Here is a 24,333-nt window from a genome sequence, read left to right as displayed (position 1 = left end):
TATGGATAGATATCAACCAACCGGCGCATGGCGCCTCCTCACCCATCCTGTCATGGTGGTTTTTTGGTTTATATTGGCGTTACTTGTACCGCTTGCTATTGGCTACTTGAATACGTCTTCTCGCTACGTACTTGATTTTAAATTGCTGTTTTTTGGCGCAGCTGCACTGATTGGCGTTGCATGGCTGATGAATCTGATGCTGATGCCACTTTTAAAGACGACATTGATCTTGCCATTACTTGGTATCGTCTCATTTGTGTCTTTACTCATGGATATTGGTGATGAAATACACTATTGGGCAGCTTTTCAATGGCATGTACCATGGCTTGATGCGGTTATTCATATTCTGTTAGCAGTAATTTTTCTTCTGCTGGTTCGTGGCCTTTTGCGCAACATATCGGATTATGGTCAGCGCCAACCCCGGCGTATATGGTTAGTTATCTCCATCCCTTTCTTGGTGTTGTTCAGCTATAACTTCTTCGAGAGCTACAATTATTTTGCTGATTTGCACGGGCGTGTGCCGGTCTTCCATCATGGATTGTCTCAATGGACGCTTCCGGGCACTGAATCGAGCAGCATAGAGCAATTTTTTGGTATTGATAATTCAAATCAAAAATAGAGCTATGTTTCGGAATTTACGATGTTTAATGTTGTAAAACTAAAAATATGATATTATTTATCTCGACATTTGATTGAAGCGAAATTTAAGGAGAATATCATGAAAATCAATATTGGAATGACTGACGAACAGCGTCAAACCATCGCAAAAGGTTTGTCAAAAGTATTGGCTGACAGCTATAGCCTCTACATCAAGACGCATAACTATCACTGGAACGTCACTGGCCCAATGTTCAATACATTGCACCTGATGTTCGAAGAGCAGTACACCGAGCTCGCAGGGGCAGTTGATGAAATTGCTGAGCGTATTCGTGCGCTGGGTCACATTGCTCCAGGCTCATACAAAGAGTTCAACGAGCTGACCAGCATTAAAGATGGCGATGGCAAAAATGATGCCAAAACCATGATCCGTGAGTTGGTCGAAGGTCAGGAAACGGTAGCACGTACATGCCGTGAATTGTTCCCGGCAGTTGAAGAAGCTAGCGATGAACCAACCGCTGACTTACTGACCGTACGCATGCAGACACATGAAAAGAATGCATGGATGCTGCGCTCGCTGCTTGAAGACTAAGCCTGATTTTAGCTTGGACATTTATAGCTTAATGGCATAGGTCTCCAGCCATTATCGGCCCCACTGAATTAAGTGGGGCTTTTTTTGTCTGAAAAATTGGCAGCCATCTATGCGTAGATCATATCGATAATATTCAGGTTTTTGGGCTTATACGATGCTCACTGCGCGAGGCTTGATGGGCCTCTTTTGCTGGTATGCCCGGCATAATGTTTAAGCTTTCATTGAAAAGTGATATTAATAAATTTTGTCTTTTGTACAAATGCGCCCTGAATACATATTCAAATGCTTATGAATTGGTTATAGTGGACGCTTTGACTGCTGGATAGAACCGTGACTGAAGATATTACCCCCCAAGCCATCATCCTGCCTTGCGCCAAAGGCAGCGAGCAAGTACTCGCCGAAGAAGCTGAAAAGCTCGGCTTACAGAATGTACGCGTGGGCGTCTCGGTTGTATCTGGCCATGGTGACCTCAAAACTGCTTACCAGCTTTGCCTGTGGTCGCGTGTAGCCAGCCGTATCTTATGGGTGTTGACCGAGGGTGAGATTGAAAACCCTGACGATCTCTACGCACTCACTGCATCCATCCCCTGGGACGACCATATCAGCGCCGACAATACCTTTGCCGTACGCTTTAACGGCATCGGGCAAGGCATCCGCAATACCCAGTTTGGCGGGCTTAAAGTCAAAGATGCGATTGTCGACGTGTTGCGCGATAAGCTTCACCGTCGTCCTGATGTCGATGCGAAAAATCCTGACATCAGCATTGATGCACATTTGCGCAAAGGCAAAGTCACATTAGCTTTGGATTTATCCGGTGGTGCATTGCACCAGCGCGGCTATCGCCAAGCACAAGGCGCAGCGCCAATCAAAGAACACCTTGCCGCAACCATTCTTTACCGTTCTGCTTGGCCGGAATTGGCCGCAGAAGGCGCATCATTGATTGATCCGATGTGCGGCGCAGGCACATTGTTGATTGAAGCGGTGATGATGGCGGCAGACATCGCGCCGGGATTAATGCGTGAGCATTTTGGTTTCGAACATTGGCAAAGCCATATCCCTGCGCAATGGCGACGTATGAAAGAAGAAGCTGAAGCGCGCCGTGAAGCAGGGCTTGCAGCGCTGAACAACAAAATCTACGGCTTTGATAGCGACGGGCATACCTTATCGACGGCGCGCGAAAATGCCGCAGCGGCTGGATTGTCACGTTATATCCACTTCGAGCGCCGTAGCGTCAGTGAACTGCAAGCGCAGCCGGCGTACGGTCGCGTGGGCTTGCTGCTCTCGAATCCTCCGTATGGCGAGCGTATTGGCAAAGTGCAGGATTTGATTGCCACTTACGAGCAGCTTGGTCGTGCGTTCAAAACCTTCCCCGACGATTGGCAAATGGCGCTGATTTCCAGCAACACCGACATGCTCAAGCGCATGCGTCTGCGCAGCCACAAGAGTTATCAGGCCTTTAACGGCTCAATTGAAGCGCGTATTGCGCTGTATCACCGTGGTACACAACCGGAAGATAAAGAGCAGGCCGCTGATGCGCCGGCATACAGCGAGCAAGCAACCATGTTCGCCAATCGCTTGCGCAAGAACCTCAAGCCGCTGCGCAAAGCCGCAGAAAAGCGCGGCACCAATGCCTATCGCGTTTACGATCAGGACATGCCCGAATACGCCTTTGCCATCGACCTTTACGACGATTGGGCGCACATCCAGGAATACGCACCGCCGAAAACCATCGATGCAGACAAAGCACGCCAGCGCGGTTATGACGTCTTACAAGTCGTACCGGATGTACTCGGTATCTCGCCGGATAACGTCGTCATGAAAACCCGCGCACGACAAAGTGGCAGCAACCAGTACACCAAGCGCGAATGGCGCGATGAATACTTGCCGGTACAGGAAGGCGCTGCGACCCTGCTCGTCAACCTGCACGACTACCTCGACACCGGGCTATTTCTTGATCACCGCATCATGCGCGAACGCCTCTATAAAGAAGCCAAAGACAAGCGCGTACTCAACCTGTTTTGCTACACCGCTTCGGCCAGCGTCCATGCCGCACTTGGCGGCGCAACCTACAGCACCAGCGTTGATCTCTCACAAAACTACCTCGACTGGGCACACCGCAACTTTGATGCCAACCAACTCAGTGATCGCCACCGCTTGATCAAAGCCGACGTCATGCGCTGGATTGCCGATGGCGACAGTGAGTTCGACCTTATATTCTGCGATCCACCGACCTTCTCGAACACAAAAAAAGAAGACCGCGTATTTGACGTACAAAGCGATCATCCTGAACTCGTGCGCCAGTGTATGCGCCGCCTTGCGAAAGATGGCGTACTGTATTTTTCAAATAACTACCGCAGCTTCAAATTTGATCCTGAGTTGGCTGAAGAATACAACGTCGAAGACATCAGTAAATCCACCATCGACTTCGACTTCCAGCGCCGCCCGAACATCCACCGTGTGTGGCGGATCACACATGCATCCTAATTAGTAGCCATATATCGCACAGGTCTAGGCCACCTGTGCGGTGGTGAACGGAGTGGTTGGCACGCGGCGGTATTTCGCCTTTTTCTAAGCCACCTGTGCGGTGGTGAACCTGTGCGTCGTCTCCCAAATGCGCTCGCTCAGTTTCTAAGCCACCTGTGCGGTGGTGAACTTGGCGACGGCTACGAACAGCGCCAAGCTGATTTTCTAAGCCACCTGTGCGGTGGTGAACCTCAACCTCGCCACCGGCCGCCCTGATCTCATTTTCTAAGCCACCTGTGCGGTGGTGAACGTCTATCGTGAGCTATTGCGCGATGCTGTGGTTTTCTAAGCCACCTGTGCGGTGGTGAACGATAGCAGCTTTAATCATCCGTCAGGCGTGCTTTTCTAAGCCACCTGTGCGGTGGTGAACATTTTAGAAATTGGCAAAACAGTTGAACGACTTTTCTAAGCCACCTGTGCGGTGGTGAACTGGAACAGCTGGGTATCAATGAGCGATCAAATTTTCTAAGCCACCTGTGCGGTGGTGAACATACAGCCCCTAAGAAAGAGAGCGATGTTGGCTTTCTAAGCCACCTGTGCGGTGGTGAACTATCTGAAGCGCACAAAGTCGGGCGTTAAGATTTTCTAAGCCACCTGTGCGGTGGTGAACAAACTAAGGCCAACTTAAAGACAGTTTCCCAATTTCTAAGCCACCTGTGCGGTGGTGGACTTCAATACGGCCGTTAGTGACTGTTCTCTGTGTTTCTAAGCCACCTGTGCGGTGGTGGACTGCACTGCGACAATCGCGCACTCTGTGACGCATTTCTAAGCCACCTGTGCGGTGGTGGACAGGCGCGGATATTGTCGGTAGCGTATTTTCTGTTTCTAAGCCACCTGTGCGGTGGTGGACAGCGATTTTTCGTCTGGACCTGTGAAAATGCCTTTCTAAGCCACCTGTGCGGTGGTGGACCGCGACGTTGTTCAAAATAAGATACTGCTGATTTTCTAAGCCACCTGTGCGGTGGTGGACAGGCTGGAACTTAACTTCCTTATCCCCAATGTTTTCTAAGCCACCTGTGCGGTGGTGGACTGCCAGAAGGTGCGGGGTCAGATTACATTCAATTTCTAAGCCACCTGTGCGGTGGTGGACTAGCTTGGGCGTGTTGGCGACAATAACGCGGCTTTCTAAGCCACCTGTGCGGTGGTGGACCATCAACAAAGTGATTTTGATCGGCAACCTTGTTTCTAAGCCACCTGTGCGGTGGTGGACGTCAGAGAGCTGGCTGCACAGCTATTGGCCGATTTCTAAGCCACCTGTGCGGTGGTGGACTGATTACAGTGATAACTGCCGTTCCCGGTTCCTTTCTAAGCCACCTGTGCGGTGGTGGACTGCATCGGCTGGGGCACCCGATAAAACTTGGGTTTCTAAGCCACCTGTGCGGTGGTGGACTGACGCGCGCCTTGTCTGCGCCGTGGTAATACTTTCTAAGCCACCTGTGCGGTGGTGGACGTTATGCCGTCAGGCATTCCTTATCCGGCATTTTTCTAAGCCACCTGTGCGGTGGTGGACCACATTGCCGCCCGTCGTAAGCGTCCGTGCAATTTCTAAGCCACCTGTGCGGTGGTGGACAAATCCCAGCACAACAAGTTAAAGCACCTTTTTTTCTAAGCCACCTGTGCGGTGGTGGACACCTCAATCAGTGTGGTGTGGTGAGTTTGGATTTTCTAAGCCACCTGTGCGGTGGTGGACATCAGGGTGCTTGTCTTGTTATTGAGCATGATTTTCTAAGCCACCTGTGCGGTGGTGGACAAGAGTATATTGGATTTAAATTGTGTTGTCATGCGGCTTTCGATAGATTTTGAGGTTTTACCCAAAAAAATTGCCGTTCTTGCAACACACTGTTTTTATGCCAGTTGTTAAAGAGCGAAAATTTTTGGGTTTAAATTGGGTTTATTGTACTGGCTGAGGATATATGTCGGTAGTTTTGTTGGGGCGATTACAGCCTAATTCCAGAAGAACGGTTGCAGAATAACCAAAAATAAAATAAGAACAATGTATTGTTTTATATGCTGTAACCATTTCTCTGGAGTCTTGCTATATTTGCAAGCTGGTTGTTATGTATAAAACCTTCCCCTCTTAAATTTAAATAAGAGGGGGATCTGTTGGTTACCAATGCGGCACGGTAGCGATACTGCTGAGGGCGTAGGTGTTATATGTGCCGGTTTGGGCTTGGTTGATGGGTTGCTGGTTGATTTCGAGGCGGTAGCGTTGCTCGCCGCTGAGGCTTTGCATGTTGATGTACGGTGGTTGCTGTAGCTTGGGGCGATCGTAGTGTCGCTCGGCTGCAGCGAGGCTGATGCCGTGTGCTTCGGCGTAGCGTTGGTTACGTTCGCGTTTAGCTTCAGTGTACTCCATATCATGACGGTTAGCGTAGCGGCGGGTGATGCGCTGTTGGTTTTTGTCCTGTCGGAAGCGGCTGACTTGCATATGCCCTTTGATTTTGTCGGGACTCAGGTCTTGAATACTGGGCAGGTGCACATAGTCGCTGAGGCGCTCAAGCCATTTGTTCAGGTTCAGGGTTTCAAGTTGTGCACGGTCAGGGGCAAAGATACGCAGTTGGTTGCCGAGGGTGGCTATGGGTTTGTCGCTGTCGGGTTGGTAGCGGTATTTGGGGAAACTGACGCCGATGTTGACCCGTCCGTCGGGATTCTGCACCTCGACGAGTGCGAGGTGCAGTTGCATGTATAGTTTGCCCCAGATGAAATAGGGATTGATGTCGTCACCGGGAATAATGGTGAGTTCTTGATAGGCGCGCATTATTCTTTCCCACTTTCACCAAAGACACCGCCGCGGATAAGTACGGCGATGACGTAGTGCTGCTGCTCGACACCGGGCTTTTCGCCTTTGGTGATCCATTTGTCGAACAGGCTGTAAAAATCCTGCTTGGCTTTGGGCTGGCGGAAGGCTTGCCCCATGCTGGTGACTGCGCCATAGGGTTCGACGGCAATTGGGTATTCAGCATCGGGATACCAAGTGTCGATGGTGCGCAGGGCGTTGCCGATTTTTTGTGCGTGCATGCCAGCTTTACCGTCGATTTGGTAGAGGACTTTGCTTTTGCGGTTGCCGGTGTCGAGGACGAGTTCTTGTGAGGGGAAGACTTGCTGTCCGTAACCGACTTTGGCGTGCGCTTCGATATAGAGGATGGTGAATTGTTTGTCGGCGAGACCATCGGCAATCCACTGCGCAAGGGGGGTGAGTTGTGTGTCGCTGTGGTCGAAGTGCTGGATGTTGTATTGTTTTCCATCTTTGAAGATGAGTTCTTCTTTCCCGCAGCGTACACGGACTTCGACGTGCTCGGCGCCGACGCGGTTGCGCCACATCCAACGGGCATTGGCGATGTTGATAGCATAGCGTTTGGCGAGTTCGGCAAAGCCGTGTTCGTCGATGTAGCTTTGTACTTGCTCCATCAGAGCTGTTTGGTAGTCCTGATTATTGCAGGCGCAGGGCTGACCGCTAAAGGGCAGGACTTTGCAGCTCCATTTGACCAATAGGGTATCTTTGTCCTCATCGAGTGCTGCGTTGTCGATGGTTTGCAGGTTGGGCTTCTGGATTTCAGCGTCGAGTTTTAGCGGATCGTTGGCAATGGCGTTTTTGAGGCGATTGCTGATGGTGCCGCGTACGGATTTTTCGCTGATGCCAACCGGTGTTGCAGGCTGGTCTTGCTTAGCACTGTCGTATTGCCAGAAGAAGCCGTCCGAGCAGTCGAGGTTTTTTTCAAAGGCGAGTACGGATGCGGTTTTGAGGGTCATGTTAATGCTCCTTGTTGGGTGTTTGGGTGGCGAGGTAGCGGTCGTTTTCGCGGTCGTAGTGGTAATGCCACAGGGCATTTTTGATGTCGTTGTCTTTCAGACGGTAGGGGAACAGCCATTTGCCGAGTGTGTAGATAGCTTCGACATATTGCGCGGGGTAGTCGGGGTTGCGGGCGTTGCCAAGTGTGCCTGCGGCAAATAGTGGTGCGATACCTTGATAGCCAATCGGAATTGGTACTAGCCAGCCGCGTCCGGACTTGGCGGTTTGTACATGCCATTTAGTATGTTTACCGTTGCTTTCGGGGATGTGGTGCAGGGTACAAACATCAATCAGGGCATCAAGCGGGGTAGTTTGTGGGTGCTTTTTGCGCAATTCAGCGGTGATGTCGGCGAGGTCATTACCGGCGTCCATGAGTAGATAAGCGGGCAGTAGTTCGACTGGTATGGTGTCGGCTTTGGCTGCGGGAATGTATTCGATACGGGTTTGCTGCGGGTCGCTGGTGATGCTGCCGCCAGCGATACGCTGTTGCCACAGGCGTTGGCGTACGCAGTTGATGAGTTCATTACGCGTATGGTCGTCGGGGTCGCTATCGGCGGCAATGGCAATCACCAGTGATACGGTGATGTGGCATTTTCCTTCTTCGACGATGGCGGCGGTTTTGCCTGATTTGAGGATGGGGTTACGGGTTTGGTTGAAAGTGTGGTCGGCGTAGGGACTGCGTTGGTTAGTGAGTATGTGGTGCTCATGGCAGGCCACGGCGATGCCGTCAAAAGTGATATTTGCCAATGCCGGGTGTTGGCGGGTTTTGCGGTTTAGTGCGTGCATCGCACCGAGAAATCCAGTGATGGCAGGAAAACCATAGGTTAAGGGGCTGGATACGGCGTTGGCATAGGTAATGTGGATGCTGTCGAGCAGCAAATAGCCTTGTAGTGGTTGCTTCATGTCCAGACCTCCTCATTTTGACGTGCCAATGTGTTGATACCATCGATAAAGAATTTGCGCCAGTAACGGATTTCAGCATCGGCAAAATCCTGTGCCTGTTCTTTGCACAGAGTTTGCAGTCGTGCAACCGCCCATGCGGCAAAATCCTTTTTGATTGGGGTTCGCCAGTCTTCTTCGTCGCGGTTCTCGTAGTCACTTTCGCCATCCAGTGTGCCACGGTGCGGATCGAGCCAAAAGACCTGCATTTCATCGAGTTCCTCGAATTGGCGTGTCCAGCCGGCGGGATGGTCGTTGCGGTGATGCTTGGCAACATCAAGGACGCGCAGGACGAGTTTTTCAACCAGTTTGGTACGGTATTCACGCACATCGACATTATTGCGCGGGTTTTTTACTACTTCGCTTAAGCCGCAAAATAGTAGCGAACAATGGCGATACAGAGATTTGTTAAATAAGGTGGTGCCGTTGCGGGTTAGACCAGGATAACCGTCGCTATGATAGGTTGGCGGTAGGGATGGCAGCAGGTAATTACGCCCGCCCTGTTTGCTCATCAGTTGGCTGATGTTCTGTGGTTTGGCGCCTCCAAGTTGCAGTACGGCGAGGTTATCCAGGGTGACATAGGGCTGCTGTTCGGCGTTGGCTTTGTAGCGGTTGCTACGTGCGGTTTTGTTGGTGTCGCTCCAGCGAAGGTCGTCGAGGGTGTTTTTGACGTGGTGGGTAAGTGCAGACGGGTAGAGCGGCACGAGGCAGTGGTAAGCGTCTTCGTCGAGACTGCCAACCGGCCACAGGATTTGTTTGTTGCGCTCGTGGGTTTGTGGGGCGGTCATGTCGCCAGACAACGTGGTTTGGAAAATTTGCAAGTAGGCGGCTGCGGTTTGCTGATCAGCGGCAAGCGCTGGTTGGGCGAGTTCGGGATGCTGCTGGATGACATCGCGGATGTGTAAGCTGTCGGTGACCGGCCAATCGAAAAAGGCTGCGAGCGGCAGGGCAGCGGCATTGCCGTTGGCATCGAGCATTAAATCACCGATGGTTTGTGAGCCAATCAGGGTGTCGGGTAAGTCGGGTGGGTTACTGAACGTGACGTTGTCCCCTTTGGCGTCGGGATGAATACCTTTGGATATATGCGTGCCAAAATTAAGTTGCTTGGCGAGGCGGTTGGCAGCTTCATCCATCCAGTTATCACGGGCGTATTTATCGCGGATATCGGCGATTTCAGCTTCAAGATTGGCAATTGCAGCGCTGTCGCCAGCCTCGCGGGCTTTATCCAGTGCTTTGTGTTGCTTGTCGGATTTTTTCTCGAATTGTGCTTGCAGGAAAGCAGTGACGGCTTGGCGGAAGGTATCGGCGTTGATGTCTGTCATGAGTTGTTCCGATAGTGGCGGATGTGAGTAGTCTAGATAAGTAAAATTAGCTTGTCAACTCCATACTACTTCTAGGTAGATTGAAATTTTTATATTAATTGAAGTTGTAGCTATCTTGTGATTCTAGTACCCAACTCAAAAGAAAATGAATGCTAGAATTCGTTTTCCAGATATATCTGGCTTAGAAAATACTGCCACTAGGTAGATTGTTCGCCGCCGCACAGGCGGCTTTTTAATTCAACTTACCTATCGTCTTTACTGTGGTGAAAACCCAGCCACGGGTGAAATAGCCATTCGCCTTCTTTTTGCGGCAAGCTGACGCTGGCAAAGCGTATGGCAAGCGCGGTGCGCGACAGGTTGGGGTAGTGCGGTTGCAGGCGGTCAAGGCTGGCGTTGAGATCTTGCACTAGCCACGGTTGTATGCGGCTATTGTGTTCAGGTATGGGCTCAGCGTGAATGGTGAGATTGTGGGTGTCGCTGGCGCTCAAGCCATTTTCCAGGACTTGCTCGCGTGAATAAACGTCAAAACTTTCGTCATTGGGAATCATCAGCCAGTCTTCATCTTTGCCGTGTTGGTGGCGGAATGGGCTGATGGCAGGTAGGTGGCACAGGGCGCGTTGTGCGTTATCAAGATTACGCCACCATGCGTTGACGTAATTGTGTTCGGGATTATTGAGCAGGTCGTGCATGACGCGGTGTTCGAGATTGCTCAAGGTGTCGGTACTGGTATCGCTGCTATGAATAATGCGTGGTACGGCATTGAGGTGCTGCTTTTCGTTGTCACGCAGCAGTTGGTTGAGGTCGTGGGTTGATAGGCGGTGTTCGCTGTCTTCAAAGCCGGGTTTGGTGAAGACGATATCGCCATTTAACAGACCTTTGTGGTTGTGCTGCCAGATGAGGATGTTGGGTTTGGTAGTGGTTTTGTCTGGTCGGTGCCGCCACACACGCCCAGCAAGCTGGATGATGGAACGCATTGACGAGGGTTCAGCCAGCGCCCAGTCATAATCGTGATCCCTTCCAATCTCAGCGACTGCAGTGGCCAGTACGACAAAGATATGATGCTGTGCGTTGCTGCTTTGCAGGCGTTCGCGGATTTCTGGATGGCTGAACAGGGCTTCGGGATGCTTTGGGTTGCGAGTGAGCAGGCGGTCGAGAGTGCGTTCGAGGTCGTTGCGCAGGATGAGGATTTGCCGTCCGTGATAGACGCAAAGGTGCAGGGCAGTGTCATCGGGTAGCAGGTCTCCATTGCCGTGCAGTGCGAGCGCGACTTGGTTTAGAGGGCGGATGTTTGCCATGCGCATGAGGCCGATGCTGACGGTTTTGCCGTCCGGACTGGTTTGATGGTGGTCGTGGTGCAGGCGGGTAATGCCGTCTAGCAGTTGTGTGGCGAGGGTTTGGTAGTATTTTTTGGTGCGTTTGCTGGTTGGTTTGGTGATGGGCAGGATATCGGCGATACGGCGCACTGGCGCTTGGTCTAGGCGGGAGGCGCGTTGGCTGCTGAATTGCTGGTGTGCTTGGGCAAAGGCACTGTTGTCGCTGCAATGTTCGGCGCGGCAGCTGTATTCGTCGAACCACGCGCAAACCGGCTGTGCTGCGGCGAGCCCTTGGCTGTTGTTCCAGTATTGGCGGCCGCTGTGGTATGCGTCGAACAGACCTTGCAGCATGTCTGGGGTCATCGTAGCCGAGGACAGTAAAATACGGCTGCCCATGATGCCAGCGAGGTGAATGAGGTGTGCAAGGGCGGGCAGGTCGTTTTGGTCGAAGTCGTCGGGTTCGTCGAGGATGAGGTCGCTGGATAGCAGGCGCAGCAGCGGGGCGATGTGGCGGCCGCCGCGCTGGTTTTCGCTGGCTTGGATGAGGTGGTCGATGGTGCAGGTGACGATTGGGGCAAAGAGTAATTCGCGGGCTTTGTCGCTGGCGATAATCGTACCGAGGCGTTCGCTGTGGACGCTGCCGTCGAGGATGTCGCCGTCTACCCAGCCGTCAACCGGTTCATCTGCGGATTCACTGCCGTTGTGGTTTTCATTTTGGTCGATGTGGAATAAGGCGGTATTCGCTTGTCCGCCGACGAGGATGGCGAGGCTTTCATCGTTGAGTTTGAGCTGGTGGCGCAGGCTTTGGCCGGTTTGCAGGGTGAGGACGCGCAGGCCGAGGGCAATGGTAAAGCGTGCGCCGTGCCTGGGGTCGGCGAGGCCGTACATGATGCGTGCGTTGGCGATGGTTTTGCCGCAGCCGGTCGAGGCCATGTTGATGCCGAAAAAGCCGTGTGCGGTACTGCTTTGCTGGTGTTGCTGTGCGAGTTCATAGGCTTTGTTTTGCCATTTGAAGCGCGGATGCGCGGTGGGTTTGTTTAGTGCTTTGTGGCGGCTGAGGCGCGGCAGGTCATCGCCGAGTTGGGGCAGAAGCCGTGCAAAATCAGCGGTCATTGCGGCGACGCCGAGTAGATGCTCTTCGAGGCTTTGGCGGATGTTGCTGCGCGCATTGCGCAGGTTGACGGGTACGCCTTTGGGTAGGGTGTTGGCGGTGAGCGGTAAGGGTTGCTTGGGTTGATAACGTTGGCAGCGTGGGTCGTCGTAGGCGAGGCTGGAATAATTGTGGTCGCCGACCATCAGCGCCAAGCGCGACAGGTAGAGTAGCCACGGGTCGGCCATGCTGCGCTGCTGTTGTTGTAAGTCGTCCATCATGGTGAGCAGGGTTGGATGGTCGAGGGCTTTTTGCGCCCAGCGGCGTAAGGTCTTTTGCCATACGCGGCTGGCCATGATGTTGTGGCTGCCGCGCCAAAAGTCGGCAGATTCGGGCTGGCCGAGGCTATTGGGGTTGCGTACCCAATAATCGGCAGCGCGGATGTCCTGATAATAGTCGCGCAGGGTTTGGCGCAAGAGTTGCTGCGGGTCGTGGCGATATTGTTGCCGTGCATTGTTGTCGCGGGCAAAGGTGTATTCGTAGCCGGGCAGGCGATGGTGCGAGACAATCAGCCAGCCAATCCATTGTGCCAGCGGTGGCCATGTGGCGATGTTGATGTGGTTGGTTGGGTCAAGTGTCCATGCACCTTGGGTGATGTGTTGTTCGGGTTCGGTGCAGCGCTTGAGCCATGCGGTGTCACTGTCGCAGCCGTCAATGAGGATGGCAAACAGGTGCAAGGACAGCCATTCGTGGCGGTATGGGTCGCCGCGCAGGGTACTTTGCCCGCGTAATTTGGCTTGGAAGCCGTCGTTGCATTTGCCGATGTCGTGAAACAGGGCGGCGAGGGTACTGACGATTTGCAGTAGGGCGGCGTATTGCCACTGATTTTCCCATTCACGGTGCGCGAGGTTGTGGGTTGTACGGTTGACGGGGACGTGGCCTACGTGGTTGAAGCGTTCGCGTTTGCCGACAATCCACAACAAGTCGGTGCGCGAGCGGCTGCGCATCAGGTGGCAGGATACGGCGGTGTTTTTGGTTGCGGTGCGGCGCAGTTGTTTGTGCAGGGTGGTGAGGCCGTCTTCAGTGATGACGGTTTGCCATGTGCGGTCGCCGATGCGGTTGGCAAAGGCGTCGAGGATTTTTTGGCTGCGTTTGATGGCGCGTTTGTCGCACTGGCTGATGAGGGTGACGAGCATTACGGTGCTTCCTTGTTAGCCAATGCCAAGCTTTTGACGGTATCGAACATCACGTCGAGTGCTTTGTGTTCGGTGAAGGCGTTGAGGCATTGCTGGCGAAAGGTTTGTTCGTCGTCGCCTTCGTTGGCGCAGATAAAGGCGTAGGGCAGGATGAGTGCGTCTTTAATCAGGTCGGCGATATCGAAGACCAGCGCGCCGCGCCGTGTTTTGCCGTGCATGACCGCGAAGCCGTGTGGGATGCCGAGTACCCATGCAGTGGTCGCGCCGAGGCCGTAGGCGAGGTAGTTGCCGTGGTTGAGAAAGCCGTTGGCGAGGTCGAGGCCGTCGTGGTCGCGGGTGAAGCCGCTGTGTCCGGTGCAGGTTGCAGCGTGTTTGTAGAGTTGTTTGGTCAGGCGTGCTTCGCATTGCAGCAGGTGGCTGACATCGGTTTGCGTGTCGATGTCTTGCTGCTGGCGGTCGAGCAGGCTGCGGATGGGATCATCATTGGCGTTAAAGCCGTAGCTGTTCAGGTCGCGGCTGCGCGTCCATACTTTGCGCAGGTAATCGATGCGCACTTGCTGAAACGCTTTGGCGGCGCGCAGGCGGGCGCTGTCGTCGAACCACCAGCTTAGCCAGCCTTGCAAGTATTCGGTGGGACGGTATTCGCTTTGCGGGGTCAGCCATTCAACTTCGTTTGCCATCAGTAACGGCGTGCCTCCGCCGCCGCAAAAGCCAACCAATACGCCAGCAGCAGCGAGCATGCGCATTGCTGCTTGGGTGATGGATGTGCCAGTGCCGAGCAGGATGCAGGTGGTGTTGGCGATGGGGATGTTCCAGAACTGGTTTTCATCGCGGGCTTCGGTGAGGTAGAGCACACGCCCGTCTTTTTGCATCACGCGGCAGTGCTCAAGGTAGAAGATATTGGCGCGCTTGGAATGAAGGATGGTTTTTAGTGAAGAATGCAGGCCGTCGTCCTGATAGTGTTTGCTTTTTTCTGCCATGAGATATTCCACGGATGGGTATGGGCAGAGTGTACAGGATACTTACAGTCTAATTCCAGAAAAACAGCCGCAGAGTAGCCAAAAAATAGAAACAAGAACAATGGCCTGTTTTGATGTGTCGTAACCGACAGCTATATATAAATGGAAGCGCTGATTAACTAGCCGAGCAAGTTCAAGTACAAGGCGTAGCAACGGGCTCCCATGAAAAACACGGTAGCGTTTTATCATGGGGGCCCAACGTAGCGAGCGAAGACATATCAAATAGATAGGCGAGCGAGTAGCGCACAACGGGTACCCACGAAAAACACGATAGTGTTTTATCGTGGGAGCCCGCAACGCAGTAATTGAGCTGCGCAGGCGGTTAATCAGTGTTTCCAAATGAATATATCGCCTTGCCTATCCGGTGTTAGATAAGCAAGGACGATGGGTTGGGTTATGTTGGCGATACAGCAGTATCGAGGCGCTCGCCGCTTTGTGCATCAAAGAGATGCAGGTGAGCGGGGTCGAGGCGGATATGAATGATATCAGTCTCGTTGATGTGGGTTGCATCTGCTGTTTGTACGATGAAGTCGGTAGTGCGGCCTTTTTCTTCGTCCGGGACGGGGATTGGGTCGATACCGTCATCGTTGCCGTCCATTAGGCGGCCGTGCAGTAGGCTGACGCCACCAAGATGCTCGATGATGTCCACAGTCATGGCGAGGTCTTGTGGGTCGTTGGTGATCTGGATGTGCTCTGGGCGGATGCCGAGGGTGAAATCCCCGTTTGGCAGTTCGCCAGGTGCGCGGCAGTTGGTGCCAGATAAGCGCATAGTGCCATCTTCGATACGCACGCCATCAATCAGGTTCATCGATGGTGAGCCGATAAATTGCGCAACGAAGCGGTTGGCTGGCTGGTTGTAAAGCGTCATCGGTGCGCCAATTTGCTGTACTTCGCCGTCCTTAAGCACGATGAGGCGGTCGGCCATGGTCATGGCTTCGACTTGGTCATGGGTGACGTACAGGCTGGTGGTGCCGAGTTCACGCTGCAGTTGCTTGATTTGCTTGCGCATATCGACGCGAAGTTTGGCGTCGAGGTTAGAGAGAGGCTCATCAAAGAGGAAGACTTTTGGCTCACGGACGATGGCGCGCCCCATGGCAACACGCTGGCGCTGGCCGCCGGAGAGGTGAGCGGGTTTGCGGTCGAGGAAAGGGGTGAGCTGCAGTTTTTCAGCAACGCTTTCGACGCGGCGGTTAATGTCGTCTTTATTCATACCACTGAGTTTGAGGCCATAACCCATGTTCTTGCGGTTGGTCATGTGTGGGTAGAGCGCATAGTTCTGGAAGACCATGGCGATACCGCGTTCACGTGGTTCGAGGTCGTTGACGCGCTTGCCGTCGATGAGTAGGTCGCCGTCGGTGATGGTTTCGAGGCCGGCGACCATGCGCAGCAGGGTGGATTTGCCGCAGCCGGACGGGCCGACGATGACGATAAATTCGCCGTCGGCGATATCCACATTGACGTTATTGACGGCACGAATGTCTTTACCGTAGGTTTTGCCGAGTTGTTTTAGAGTAAGGGTGGCCATTATTTTTCGGTCTCCGTGAGTCCTTTTACGAATGCTTTTTGCATGAGGATGACGACGAGGGTCGGCGGTAGCATGCCAAGTAGGGCAACGAGCATGACGATGTTCCACTGCGGGAGCTGCTCGATACCGGAGAGCATGTTTTTAATGCTCATGACGATGGTGCTCATGTCGCCTTCTGTCGTGATGATGAGTGGCCAGAGGTATTGGTTCCAGCCATAGATGAATAGGATGACGAATAGCGCGGCGATGTTGGTGCGCGATAGTGGGATCAGAATGTCGAAGAAAAAGCGGATCGGGCCTGCGCCGTCGATACGTGCCGCTTCTAGCATTTCCTCGGGGATGGTGAGGAAGGTTTGCCGGAACAGGAATGTCGCTGTTGCGGAGGCAATCAGTGGCAGAATCAAGCCGGCGTAGCTGTTGAGCAAGTTCATTGATGCGACAACTTCAAATGTTGGCACAATGCGTACTTCAACCGGCAGCATTAAGGTGATGAAAATCAGCCAGAAAAAGAAGCTGCGCAGCGGGAAGCGGAAGTAGACGATGGCATAGGCAGACATCAGGCAGATGATGATTTTGCCAATAGTGATGCCGAGCGCCATGACGAGTGAGTTGAACATCGCGCGGAAAACCGGTGGGCCGGAATAGTTGCCTTCCCACAGGCGCATAAGGTTATCCCATAGCTGATCGCCGGGTAAAAGTGGCAGTGGTGTGATGAGGAGGCGTGCGTTGTCGTGGCTGGCGGCGACGAGCATCATCCATACAGGGAACATGATGGCGAGGACGCCGAAAATCATGATGAGATGAGCGCCGATTTTTGTGATGGGTCTATTTTCTACCATGAGGATGCCTTATGCGTAGGATACTTTGCGTTCAATAAACTTGAACTGGAAGACGGTGAGGGTGACGACGATAACGATCAGCACCACAGACTGGGCGGCCGAGAAGCCGTAGTTCATGCCTTCAAAGCCGTCTTTATAGACTTTGTACACGAGGATTTCGGTGGCATCGCCGGGGCCGCCACCGGTGACTGCGTGGACGATACCGAAAGTATCGAAGAAAGCGTATACAACGTTCATGACCAGCAAGAAGAATGTGGTTGGCGAGAGCAGCGGGAAGATGATGCTGAAGAAACGGCGTACCGGGCCTGCACCATCGATTGCGGCTGCTTCTATTAATGAGCGTGGAATGGCTTGCATACCGGCGATAAAGAACAGGAAGTTGTAGCTGATCATGTTCCACGAGGCGGCAATGATGATGAGCGCCATTGCCTGGCCACCACTTAGGCGGTAGTTCCAGTAGATACCAATATCATGCAGGAAGTTGGCGATGATACCGATGGTCGGGTTAAACAAGAACATCCACAGCGAGCCGGCGAGAACTGGCGCAACTGCGTAAGGGATAATCAGGAATGAGCGGTAAAAGCGGCTGCGCTTCATCAGATAGTCGGCTGCTGCGGCAAGGATGAGCGCGATCAGCATAGATGAGGCGGCAACGGTAAAGGCAAAGAAGAACGTACGCCCGAAACTGCTGCGATAAGATTCGTCTTCCCACAGGGTACGGAAGTGTTCAAGCCCGACAAATTGGCTGGAAAGACCGAATGGGTCTTCGAGGTACATGGAGCCTTTTATTGCCTGAAAGGCCGGCCAGATAAAGAAAATCAGAGTGATGATGACCTGCGGTGCGAGCAGGAGATACGGCAGTATCGGGCGGCTGAAGTGAACGCGTTTAATCATGAAGTCGTTTTCCTGACTGGGCGGGTTTAGTCGGTTACTTTCGTCTGTGCATGGGAGATGCACAAACGAAAGTCACTGAACAAGCAAGCGGGGCGCATAATGCACCCCGCGTGATTTGTGTGCAATCATTAATGAATGGTTGCTTAATGTCAAGCGCGCTTATTTTTTGTTGGCGCGTTCGAACTGGCGGAGTTGGTTATTTGCCGCTTTGGCAGCGTCATCCATTGCTGCGCTAGCATCTTTGTTGCCATTCCAGATGTTTTCCATCTCGCCATCGATGATGTCGCGGATTTGCACGAAGTTACCAAAGCGCAGGCCACGTGAGTTAGGCGTAGGCTGGTTCAGGCTAAGCTGGTGAATTGCAGTGTCTGTACCTGGGTTTTCATCGTAGAAGCCCTGCTCTTTAGACAGCTCGTAAGCCGCAGTAGTGATTGGCACGTAGCCAGTTTCTTGGTGCCAGCGAGCTTGCATTTCAGGCTGAGAGAGGAAATCAAGGAATGCTGCGGTTGCTTCGTACTCTTCAGGGGTGTGGCCCTGCAGTACCCACAGTGATGCGCCACCGATGATAGAGTTTTGTGGCTCAGATACGACTTCTTCGTCATACGGAAGCATTGCTTGTGCGAAATCGAAATCTGCCTGACCAACCATTGAGCCGTAGTAAGCAGAAGAGTTCATCCAGATTGGGCACTTCTGGTTGATAAACAGTGGCAGGCTGTCGCCAGCACGGCCGCCGTATTCGAAGTTGCCGCCGTCTTTAATCTTCTGCAGGCGGTTTTTAACGTGGTCGTTATTGAATTCAAGGACTGCATCAGTGCCTTTGAAGCCGTTCTCTTGTGTGCTGAGTGGGATGTTGTTCCACGCGCTGTAGTTTTCGATCAGAACCCATGATGGATAGCCGACGGAATAACCGCACTCGTAGCCAGCTTCGCGTAATTTCTTACCAGCTTCTTCGAGCTCGCCCCAAGTTTTAGGAGCTTCAGCAATACCTGCTTTTTTGAGCGCATCGCGGTTATACCACATGACTGGTGATGAGCTGTTGAACGGCATTGAAAGCAGCTTGCCTTCAGGTGTTTGGTAGTAACTGATTACTGCTGGCAGGAAGCGGTCGTGGTCAAGCGCTTTGCCGTGCTCTTTCATCAGGTCTTCTACGGGGTAGACTGCGCCATCAGCTGCCATCATCGTACCGGTACCAACTTCATAGACCTGAACAATTTCTGGCTGCTGCTTGGCACGGAATGCAGAAATCGCGGCGGTCATAGTCTCAGGATAGCTACCTTTATTGACTGCTTTAACCTTGTAATCACTTTGTGATGCGTTGAAGTCGTCAACGATTTTATTCAGGCTGTCCTCAGTTTCGCCGCCCATTGCGTGCCACCATTCGATTTCAGTGACTGCAAACGCAGAACCGGCACAAGCCAGACCAATACTCAGAGCTAAAAGATGACGCATTATGCTTCTCCTTGGGGTGAAATAAAGCGCTGACAATAATAGCCTAATGTTACGGTAATGTGTCAAGGATGAATTTTTTCGCAAGCGATTGTTTATAAATAATGTTATGAATAGAAATAGAATAATATTTTATATGGTTTTGATTTTGTTGTTTAAAATAACTTTATTGGATGCTGTTTCTGATGCTGCTATCGCGTCGTGAAGGTGGGGGAAGACAGGGGTATTATTTTGCCTGGAGGTGGGCTGTTTCGTATGAAATGTAACATTTCGCCTATAGCGTGGGGAAATATTTTATTGAGAGGTAAAACCAATATTAAAACAAAGCATTGTTTAACGGGGGATGAGAATATTGCGCTAAGCTTGGTATATAATTAGCGCCTTTGTTATTCAAGTGTTTGTTTTTAGAGGGTGGGCGTGCAGCATTCAACAGAAAATCAAGAATCAGCTTTGCAACTGTGGCAGGGCAAGGCAACGGTGTGGGACAAAGTTCTGATCGTGCTCGTTTTCGTCCTTCCATTTATCTATTTGGCGCTATTGCCATTTCGTCCGTGGATGCTGGCTAATGCCCCACTGTGGCAGGCACTGATTAATGGGGCAAGGACGTCGGTTGTCGCATCAGGTGCTTTTGCCAGTATGGGTGCTTTTCCGCTGTGGCTGGTGATTGTGGTTGGCCTGATTGGGCGGGTTAAATTTGATTGGGCAATGTGGCTGGCGGGCAAGCGCTGGGGTGATAACCTGATTGCGCTGATGACTGGAAGTAAACGCAAGCAAAAACAGGCAGAAAAGCTGAAAAAGATGCCGCCGTGGCTGTTGTTCCTGTTTACTTTTCTTGCCGCAACGCCGGGTGTGCCGGGGCCACTGGTTTATACCATTGCAGGCTATTCAGGAATGCGTTTACCGCTGTTTTTGGCAGCTAATATTTTAGGCAGTTTGGTGTTTATCTGCCTATATGCGTGGCTTGGCTATCATTTTGGCGAAGCAGTTGTCGATGTACTGAAAGTGGTCGATAAGTATGCGATTGGCTTAATGCTGCTGATTATTGCCGGTGTTTTTGCTTGGACATATATTAAGCAATCCCGTACTGGCGCGGGGAAATAGGTTACAAAGCTTGTGCGCAGCACCACGCCGATGACCATGCCCACTGGAAGTTATAGCCACCGAGCCAGCCGGTGACATCCAGTGCTTCACCGATGACGTGCAGATTGGGTACGGCTTTGACGGCAAAACTGCGCGGATCAACGGCGCGGGTGTCGATGCCGCCAGTACAGACTTCGGCTTTCTTCATGCCTTCGCTGCCATTTGGTGTGTATTGCCAATTGTGTAGCTTTGCATCAATGGCGGCGAGGTCGGCATTTTTGAACTGTTGCAGTGGTTGGGCTGGGAAGTGTTGTGCCAAGTATTGAACAAGCGCATTGGGTAAGTGTTGCTTGAGCACTTGAGCGATGGTGGCTTGTGGGTTGGCGACTTTGGCTGCGCTGAGGATGTTACCTTGCCCAGGAAGAAAATCAACGCTGATGTCTGAACCTTTTTGCCAGTAGGATGATATTTGCAAAATGGCGGGCCCGCTTAGCCCGCGGTGGGTAAAGAGCAGGTTTTCACGAAATTCCGGTGCGTTGTCGGTACGGGTGATAACGGGGGCGCTGACGCCGCTGAGTACAGCAGGTGCATCAGGTAAGGTCAGTGGCACGAGTGCCGGGCGAAACGGAATATTGGGGATGTTGAATTGCTTGGCGAGGCGCAGGGCAAGGTCGCTGCCGCCGAGTTTGGCAAATGAAGGGCCGCCGCAGGCAATGACGATTTTTTCGGCGTGGATGTTACCTTGGGTTGTGTGGATGGTGAAGCTGTCGCCGTTGTTCTGAGTGAGGCGGTCAAGTGCTGCATCGCCGTAAAAAGTGACACTGTTGTCGTCCATTTGGCTGCGCAGGGCATTTATAACGCCGCGACTTTTCTGGTCGCAAAATAGCTGGCCGAGGGTTTTCTCATGATGGGTGAGTCCGGCGCGAGTGAACCAGTCGAGAAAATCCCATTGTGTATGGCGCGCAAGTGCTGAATGGCAGAAGCGCGGATTTTGCGAGAGATAGGCTTCGGGGCTGATGTAAAGATTGGTGACGTTGCAGCGACCACCACCAGAGACGCGGATTTTGGCACCGATATCCGGATTCTGATCGATGACAGCAACGTCTAATCCGCGCGCGGCGGCATGGATGGCGCAGTAGCTACCTGCTGCGCCGCCGCCGATGATGGCGATTTGATGTTGAGTATGTGCCATATTAAAAGTTTGTTGGTTCACCGTTGATGTAGGTCGTGCCATCGCGGATTTCAGCATTTAACTGATAGGTTTGGCCGTATTCACTGAGTTGGAGCTCAGATGGTGTGATGCCCAGATCCTGAATAATAGGGTTATCGAACAGTCTGGCGCTGATGCTGATATTGGCGTGGCTGCCATCGAAGAGGAGGTTGTCAGACTGTACGCTATTTTGTGAGGCATCAAGTTCTTCGTCATTATGAATATGTTCGATTCCCTCAGCATTGGCTGTTGCCTGATAGTCTGTGCCGGAAGCATTAATATCCAGAGTGAGGCGCATATCTTCATCAAACAGGTTTTGCTTCAAGACAGGTTGTAGTTCCTTTTCAAAATAATCTGCAAGGTAGTTGTCTCGCTCGATACTGTCCATATTGAGCACTTCAGGGCTGAATGGATGCGTGACGAAGCTAACGATGCTGGCTACGCTGTCGGTGCTGATGCCGAATATGCTGATGTCAGTATGAAATGCGTTCGGTACGAGTGTGGCATAGGCATCGACATCGGAAGATGTATCCAGGCTCAGGTTGATATTCTCGAGGTTCGTGGCGTAGCGGAAGGCGTAGTGATGGTCACCGTCAGGATAAAAACCGGCTTCAGCTTGGTAAGGCGCAATATGCAGCTGCATTGTGGGTGCATAGTTATAGTCGATACTATCGGCTTGCATGTTGATACTCAGAGGATATTTTTCTTCGCCAATAGTGTGCAATGGGACTGTGGCTTTGATGCCTTGGTAGTGATAAAGCAGGGTCTCATCCTCGTAGGAACTTATATTGAGGCTGAACTCAGGAAGTTGTACGGTGATTTGTTGTGGTTCAAAGTCTGCGCTGAGATTGATGGGGGCAATGTGCACATCAAGTCCATCGTCTGTGGTGTGGATGGTAGGAATATCGAGCTGTAAGTGGCCTGTATCGGGAAAGTGCGCTGCGGCACCTTGCCAAGCGAGTTTACCGCCCGGGAATTGATTATATGCGGAGATAGATTGCTCAATATTGAGTTGTCCGGTAATGCTGTAGCGAGCATTGGTGGGAGCTTCTGGATTATTGCTGCTGGCACGGGCGATATCTAACCCGGTCAGGGTCAATGGCGCGTGCTCGATATGGATAATGCTGCTTTTGCTTTCATGATTAAATTGTGCATTGATGCTTAAGTCCGAGCTGAGATAGCCACGCTGATAATCGCTAATCTCAATTTGTACGCCAAAGGGGGTGATGCGCTGGTTGAAGCTGGCGAGCTGCTGCTCAATCTGGGATTGGGCTTTGTATCCGGCCCAAAATGGCAAGATGGCCAAAATGGCGATAATGATTAATACGCCGGTGAGTAAGGATTTTTTCATGGTGCCCTGTTATTTGATAGAAAAAGGTCGCTAAATTGTATCAGCGACCTCTTGGGTTATGGTGAAGTAGCATTTTAGAATGGCGCAGGCTGCCCATTAAGCAGGACCTGATCATCAGTGATGCTCAAATCAAGTTTCAAGTTACCCTCGGCATCAATGAGTGAAGCCTGTGCGTAGCCTAACTCAGCGCCCAGCCCTGTTTGGTTTAGGAATTGTTCGCTGGCAAAAATATTGAGCTTGGTGCCATGCAAGTATTGTGGGATTTTGCGCTGATCAAACATCATGTTCATGATATCGCTATCTTTCTTCAAGTATTCATGAATTTCGCCGTCAGCGGTCATTAATTTGCCGGACTGTCCATCGATGCTGGCATTGATCTTCGTCGTCATATCTTGCTGGAAGGCATTTTCTTGAATCATGGGAAATAGTGCGCTGCCAATGATATTTGATGCCATGCCTGGGTTACGGCTGACCTCATTGTAAATTTCTTGCAGCTTTATACGCAGATAATCCTCTGTGAATGGTGCAATCTGAGCATTGATATCAATATTTTGGGGTTGTAGCGGTGTTTCTTCTGCAAAGAAACCACTGAGTTTTGGCGTGGCTTTAAGTTTTACGTTTAAGGCATAGTCATCACCTTCAGTAGGAGTGAAACCGAGGCGGAAATCACCGTCCTCAATATGCAGTTCACCAGTTTGACTATCTTCTTTGCTATTTAACGTTAAATTGCTAAAGCTAAGGCCAATATGTGAAGGGAGGTAGAGTGAGCCATCGTCGTTCATACGCAATACTGAAACACTTTCAACAAAATCGTTCATAGTCAAAGTGATGTAGAGATTGTCTTGATGGTTATTAAATACCACGTCCAGTTTATCGAGCTTAACGTCTACTTCTGTATCGCTTTTAGTCTCGGTGTTTATCGTGAATGGTTTGATGCTGACGTCTGCTTCTTGTTCATTGGAGGCAAACTTTAAGCCCACAAACTCGATTTTGACGTCTTCCCACTCAGTATTGGATGCTGAAGCGGTAAAGTGTGCGTTTAAGCCTTGGAAGTCCATATCTGTGTCATCTTCAATACGGGTCTTAACCGCAGAAAGTGCAAGATCGGTATGGATGTTGCGTTTGCCACTAATCAAGTCAATTAAGCTTTGGCGTGCATCTAGAGTGATGAAATCTTCAGGAACGTGATCACCAACTGAGCCACTAGGCTTGCTTGTGCCCGTAGCATGGATGTTCGCGGCATTTAGCCCCGAAAGGCTCAATGGAGCATGCTTAATATCAGCTTTGAAATCGCCATCGTAATAGACTTCGCCAGTTATGATGTCGCTGGCTGTCATGTGGATGTCAGCAGTTGAAGAAAAATAGCCTTTGTCGTATTGCTTCAGGCTTAACTCGATACCTTGCTCAGCAAGCTGCTGCTGTTGGCGGCTGTTTTGAAAAAATTGCTGCGCATTTTTTTCAATTTGATCGCCGACGAAGTAAGGTGCGCCAAGTGCAGCAACGCCGTAGAGTACCGCGATAGTGAGGATCGTCTTCTTCATGTGTTGTCCTTCATGCAATAAATGCTTTTCATTGTAAAAGAAATGATCATCATGCAAAAGAAAAGC

The 24,333-nt window shown here is 51.7% G+C and carries 18 protein-coding genes; 5 read left to right on the top strand and 13 right to left on the bottom strand.

Annotated features, from left to right (window positions below):
* Position 1: 1 nt before the first annotated feature.
* The 4 genes from KRX19_01355 (at position 2) to KRX19_01340 (ending at position 3,928) form a co-directional block, all read left to right on the top strand.
* The gene (locus KRX19_01355) at positions 2-619 is read left to right on the top strand and encodes a hypothetical protein (protein ID MBV7433657.1); all 618 of its coding nucleotides are present in this window, start codon (positions 2-4) and stop codon (positions 617-619) included.
* A gap of 99 nt (positions 620-718) precedes the next feature.
* Positions 719-1,189 carry a DNA starvation/stationary phase protection protein gene (locus tag KRX19_01350; GenBank protein MBV7433656.1) on the top strand — a complete coding sequence of 157 codons (471 nt, stop codon included), beginning with the start codon at positions 719-721 and terminating at the stop codon, positions 1,187-1,189.
* Between the two features lie 342 nt (positions 1,190-1,531).
* Positions 1,532-3,673, top strand: coding sequence for a bifunctional 23S rRNA (guanine(2069)-N(7))-methyltransferase RlmK/23S rRNA (guanine(2445)-N(2))-methyltransferase RlmL (rlmKL, locus tag KRX19_01345; protein MBV7433655.1), 2,142 nt, complete (start codon positions 1,532-1,534; stop codon positions 3,671-3,673).
* 111 nt (positions 3,674-3,784) lie between these two features.
* Positions 3,785-3,928 carry a hypothetical protein gene (locus tag KRX19_01340; GenBank protein ID MBV7433654.1) on the top strand — a complete coding sequence of 48 codons (144 nt, stop codon included), beginning with the start codon at positions 3,785-3,787 and terminating at the stop codon, positions 3,926-3,928.
* 1,891 nt (positions 3,929-5,819) lie between these two features.
* Here KRX19_01340 and cas6f read toward each other — a convergent pair.
* The 10 genes from cas6f to ugpB form a co-directional block, all read right to left on the bottom strand.
* Positions 5,820-6,470 (bottom strand): type I-F CRISPR-associated endoribonuclease Cas6/Csy4, encoded by a 651-nt coding sequence (gene cas6f / locus KRX19_01335; GenBank protein ID MBV7433653.1) that lies wholly within the window; start codon positions 6,468-6,470, stop codon positions 5,820-5,822.
* Complete coding sequence (csy3, locus tag KRX19_01330) at positions 6,470-7,462, bottom strand: type I-F CRISPR-associated protein Csy3 (protein MBV7433652.1); 993 nt, start codon at positions 7,460-7,462, stop codon at positions 6,470-6,472. The genes cas6f and csy3 overlap by 1 nt, the downstream gene beginning before the upstream one ends.
* Position 7,463: 1 nt before the next feature.
* Positions 7,464-8,405: a type I-F CRISPR-associated protein Csy2 gene (gene csy2 / locus KRX19_01325; GenBank protein ID MBV7433651.1), complete on the bottom strand. Its 942-nt coding sequence runs from the start codon at positions 8,403-8,405 to the stop codon at positions 7,464-7,466.
* Entirely contained in the window at positions 8,402-9,763 is a 1,362-nt protein-coding gene (gene csy1, locus KRX19_01320; GenBank protein ID MBV7433650.1) for a type I-F CRISPR-associated protein Csy1, read from the bottom strand. Before csy1 ends, csy2 begins: the two co-directional genes overlap by 4 nt.
* Before the next feature lie 242 nt (positions 9,764-10,005).
* Complete coding sequence (cas3f, locus tag KRX19_01315; GenBank protein ID MBV7433649.1) at positions 10,006-13,362, bottom strand: type I-F CRISPR-associated helicase Cas3f; 3,357 nt, start codon at positions 13,360-13,362, stop codon at positions 10,006-10,008.
* Positions 13,362-14,342 (bottom strand): type I-F CRISPR-associated endonuclease Cas1f, encoded by a 981-nt coding sequence (gene cas1f, locus KRX19_01310; GenBank protein ID MBV7433648.1) that lies wholly within the window; start codon positions 14,340-14,342, stop codon positions 13,362-13,364. The genes cas3f and cas1f overlap by 1 nt, the downstream gene beginning before the upstream one ends.
* A gap of 433 nt (positions 14,343-14,775) precedes the next feature.
* A complete protein-coding gene (gene ugpC / locus KRX19_01305) occupies positions 14,776-15,906 on the bottom strand; it encodes a sn-glycerol-3-phosphate ABC transporter ATP-binding protein UgpC (GenBank protein ID MBV7433647.1) in 1,131 nt (376 codons plus the stop codon).
* Entirely contained in the window at positions 15,906-16,745 is an 840-nt protein-coding gene (gene ugpE / locus KRX19_01300) for a sn-glycerol-3-phosphate ABC transporter permease UgpE (protein ID MBV7433646.1), read from the bottom strand. The genes ugpC and ugpE overlap by 1 nt, the downstream gene beginning before the upstream one ends.
* 9 nt (positions 16,746-16,754) lie before the next feature.
* Complete coding sequence (ugpA, locus tag KRX19_01295) at positions 16,755-17,639, bottom strand: sn-glycerol-3-phosphate ABC transporter permease UgpA (protein MBV7433645.1); 885 nt, start codon at positions 17,637-17,639, stop codon at positions 16,755-16,757.
* A 159-nt stretch (positions 17,640-17,798) separates the two neighbouring features.
* The gene (ugpB, locus tag KRX19_01290; GenBank protein ID MBV7433644.1) at positions 17,799-19,088 is read right to left on the bottom strand and encodes a sn-glycerol-3-phosphate ABC transporter substrate-binding protein UgpB; all 1,290 of its coding nucleotides are present in this window, start codon (positions 19,086-19,088) and stop codon (positions 17,799-17,801) included.
* Between the two features lie 414 nt (positions 19,089-19,502).
* On the opposite strand from ugpB, the gene KRX19_01285 reads away from it, so the two are divergent.
* The gene (locus KRX19_01285; GenBank protein ID MBV7433643.1) at positions 19,503-20,186 is read left to right on the top strand and encodes a VTT domain-containing protein; all 684 of its coding nucleotides are present in this window, start codon (positions 19,503-19,505) and stop codon (positions 20,184-20,186) included.
* 1 nt (position 20,187) lies between these two features.
* Here the strand turns inward: KRX19_01285 and KRX19_01280 are convergent, their stop codons facing one another.
* The 3 genes from KRX19_01280 to KRX19_01270 all read right to left on the bottom strand — a co-directional run bounded on the left by KRX19_01280 (position 20,188) and on the right by KRX19_01270 (position 24,267).
* A complete protein-coding gene (locus KRX19_01280; protein ID MBV7433642.1) occupies positions 20,188-21,357 on the bottom strand; it encodes an NAD(P)/FAD-dependent oxidoreductase in 1,170 nt (389 codons plus the stop codon).
* A 1-nt stretch (position 21,358) separates the two neighbouring features.
* Positions 21,359-22,726 carry a YdgA family protein gene (locus tag KRX19_01275; protein MBV7433641.1) on the bottom strand — a complete coding sequence of 456 codons (1,368 nt, stop codon included), beginning with the start codon at positions 22,724-22,726 and terminating at the stop codon, positions 21,359-21,361.
* Between the two features lie 74 nt (positions 22,727-22,800).
* Positions 22,801-24,267 (bottom strand): YdgA family protein, encoded by a 1,467-nt coding sequence (locus tag KRX19_01270; GenBank protein MBV7433640.1) that lies wholly within the window; start codon positions 24,265-24,267, stop codon positions 22,801-22,803.
* Positions 24,268-24,333 lie beyond the last annotated feature (66 nt).

The sequence above is a fragment of the Cardiobacteriaceae bacterium TAE3-ERU3 genome (assembly GCA_019218315.1).
GTDB lineage: Bacteria > Pseudomonadota > Gammaproteobacteria > Cardiobacteriales > Cardiobacteriaceae > JAHUUI01.
This window is presented reverse-complemented; position numbering and strand designations above follow the sequence as displayed.

Excerpts from the sequence above, each read along its gene's own strand:
- KRX19_01355 (MBV7433657.1), top strand. The coding sequence starts at position 2 with ATGGATAGATATCAACCAACCGGCGCATGGCGCCTCCTCACCCATCCT.
- KRX19_01350 (MBV7433656.1), top strand. The coding sequence starts at position 719 with ATGAAAATCAATATTGGAATGACTGACGAACAGCGTCAAACCATCGCA.
- cas6f (MBV7433653.1), bottom strand. The coding sequence starts at position 6,470 with ATGCGCGCCTATCAAGAACTCACCATTATTCCCGGTGACGACATCAAT.
- csy3 (MBV7433652.1), bottom strand. The coding sequence starts at position 7,462 with ATGACCCTCAAAACCGCATCCGTACTCGCCTTTGAAAAAAACCTCGAC.
- csy2 (MBV7433651.1), bottom strand. The coding sequence starts at position 8,405 with ATGAAGCAACCACTACAAGGCTATTTGCTGCTCGACAGCATCCACATT.
- csy1 (MBV7433650.1), bottom strand. The coding sequence starts at position 9,763 with ATGACAGACATCAACGCCGATACCTTCCGCCAAGCCGTCACTGCTTTC.
- cas3f (MBV7433649.1), bottom strand. The coding sequence starts at position 13,362 with ATGCTCGTCACCCTCATCAGCCAGTGCGACAAACGCGCCATCAAACGC.
- cas1f (MBV7433648.1), bottom strand. The coding sequence starts at position 14,342 with ATGGCAGAAAAAAGCAAACACTATCAGGACGACGGCCTGCATTCTTCA.
- ugpC (MBV7433647.1), bottom strand. The coding sequence starts at position 15,906 with ATGGCCACCCTTACTCTAAAACAACTCGGCAAAACCTACGGTAAAGAC.
- ugpE (MBV7433646.1), bottom strand. The coding sequence starts at position 16,745 with ATGGTAGAAAATAGACCCATCACAAAAATCGGCGCTCATCTCATCATG.
- ugpA (MBV7433645.1), bottom strand. The coding sequence starts at position 17,639 with ATGATTAAACGCGTTCACTTCAGCCGCCCGATACTGCCGTATCTCCTG.
- ugpB (MBV7433644.1), bottom strand. The coding sequence starts at position 19,088 with ATGCGTCATCTTTTAGCTCTGAGTATTGGTCTGGCTTGTGCCGGTTCT.
- KRX19_01280 (MBV7433642.1), bottom strand. The coding sequence starts at position 21,357 with ATGGCACATACTCAACATCAAATCGCCATCATCGGCGGCGGCGCAGCA.
- KRX19_01275 (MBV7433641.1), bottom strand. The coding sequence starts at position 22,726 with ATGAAAAAATCCTTACTCACCGGCGTATTAATCATTATCGCCATTTTG.
- KRX19_01270 (MBV7433640.1), bottom strand. The coding sequence starts at position 24,267 with ATGAAGAAGACGATCCTCACTATCGCGGTACTCTACGGCGTTGCTGCA.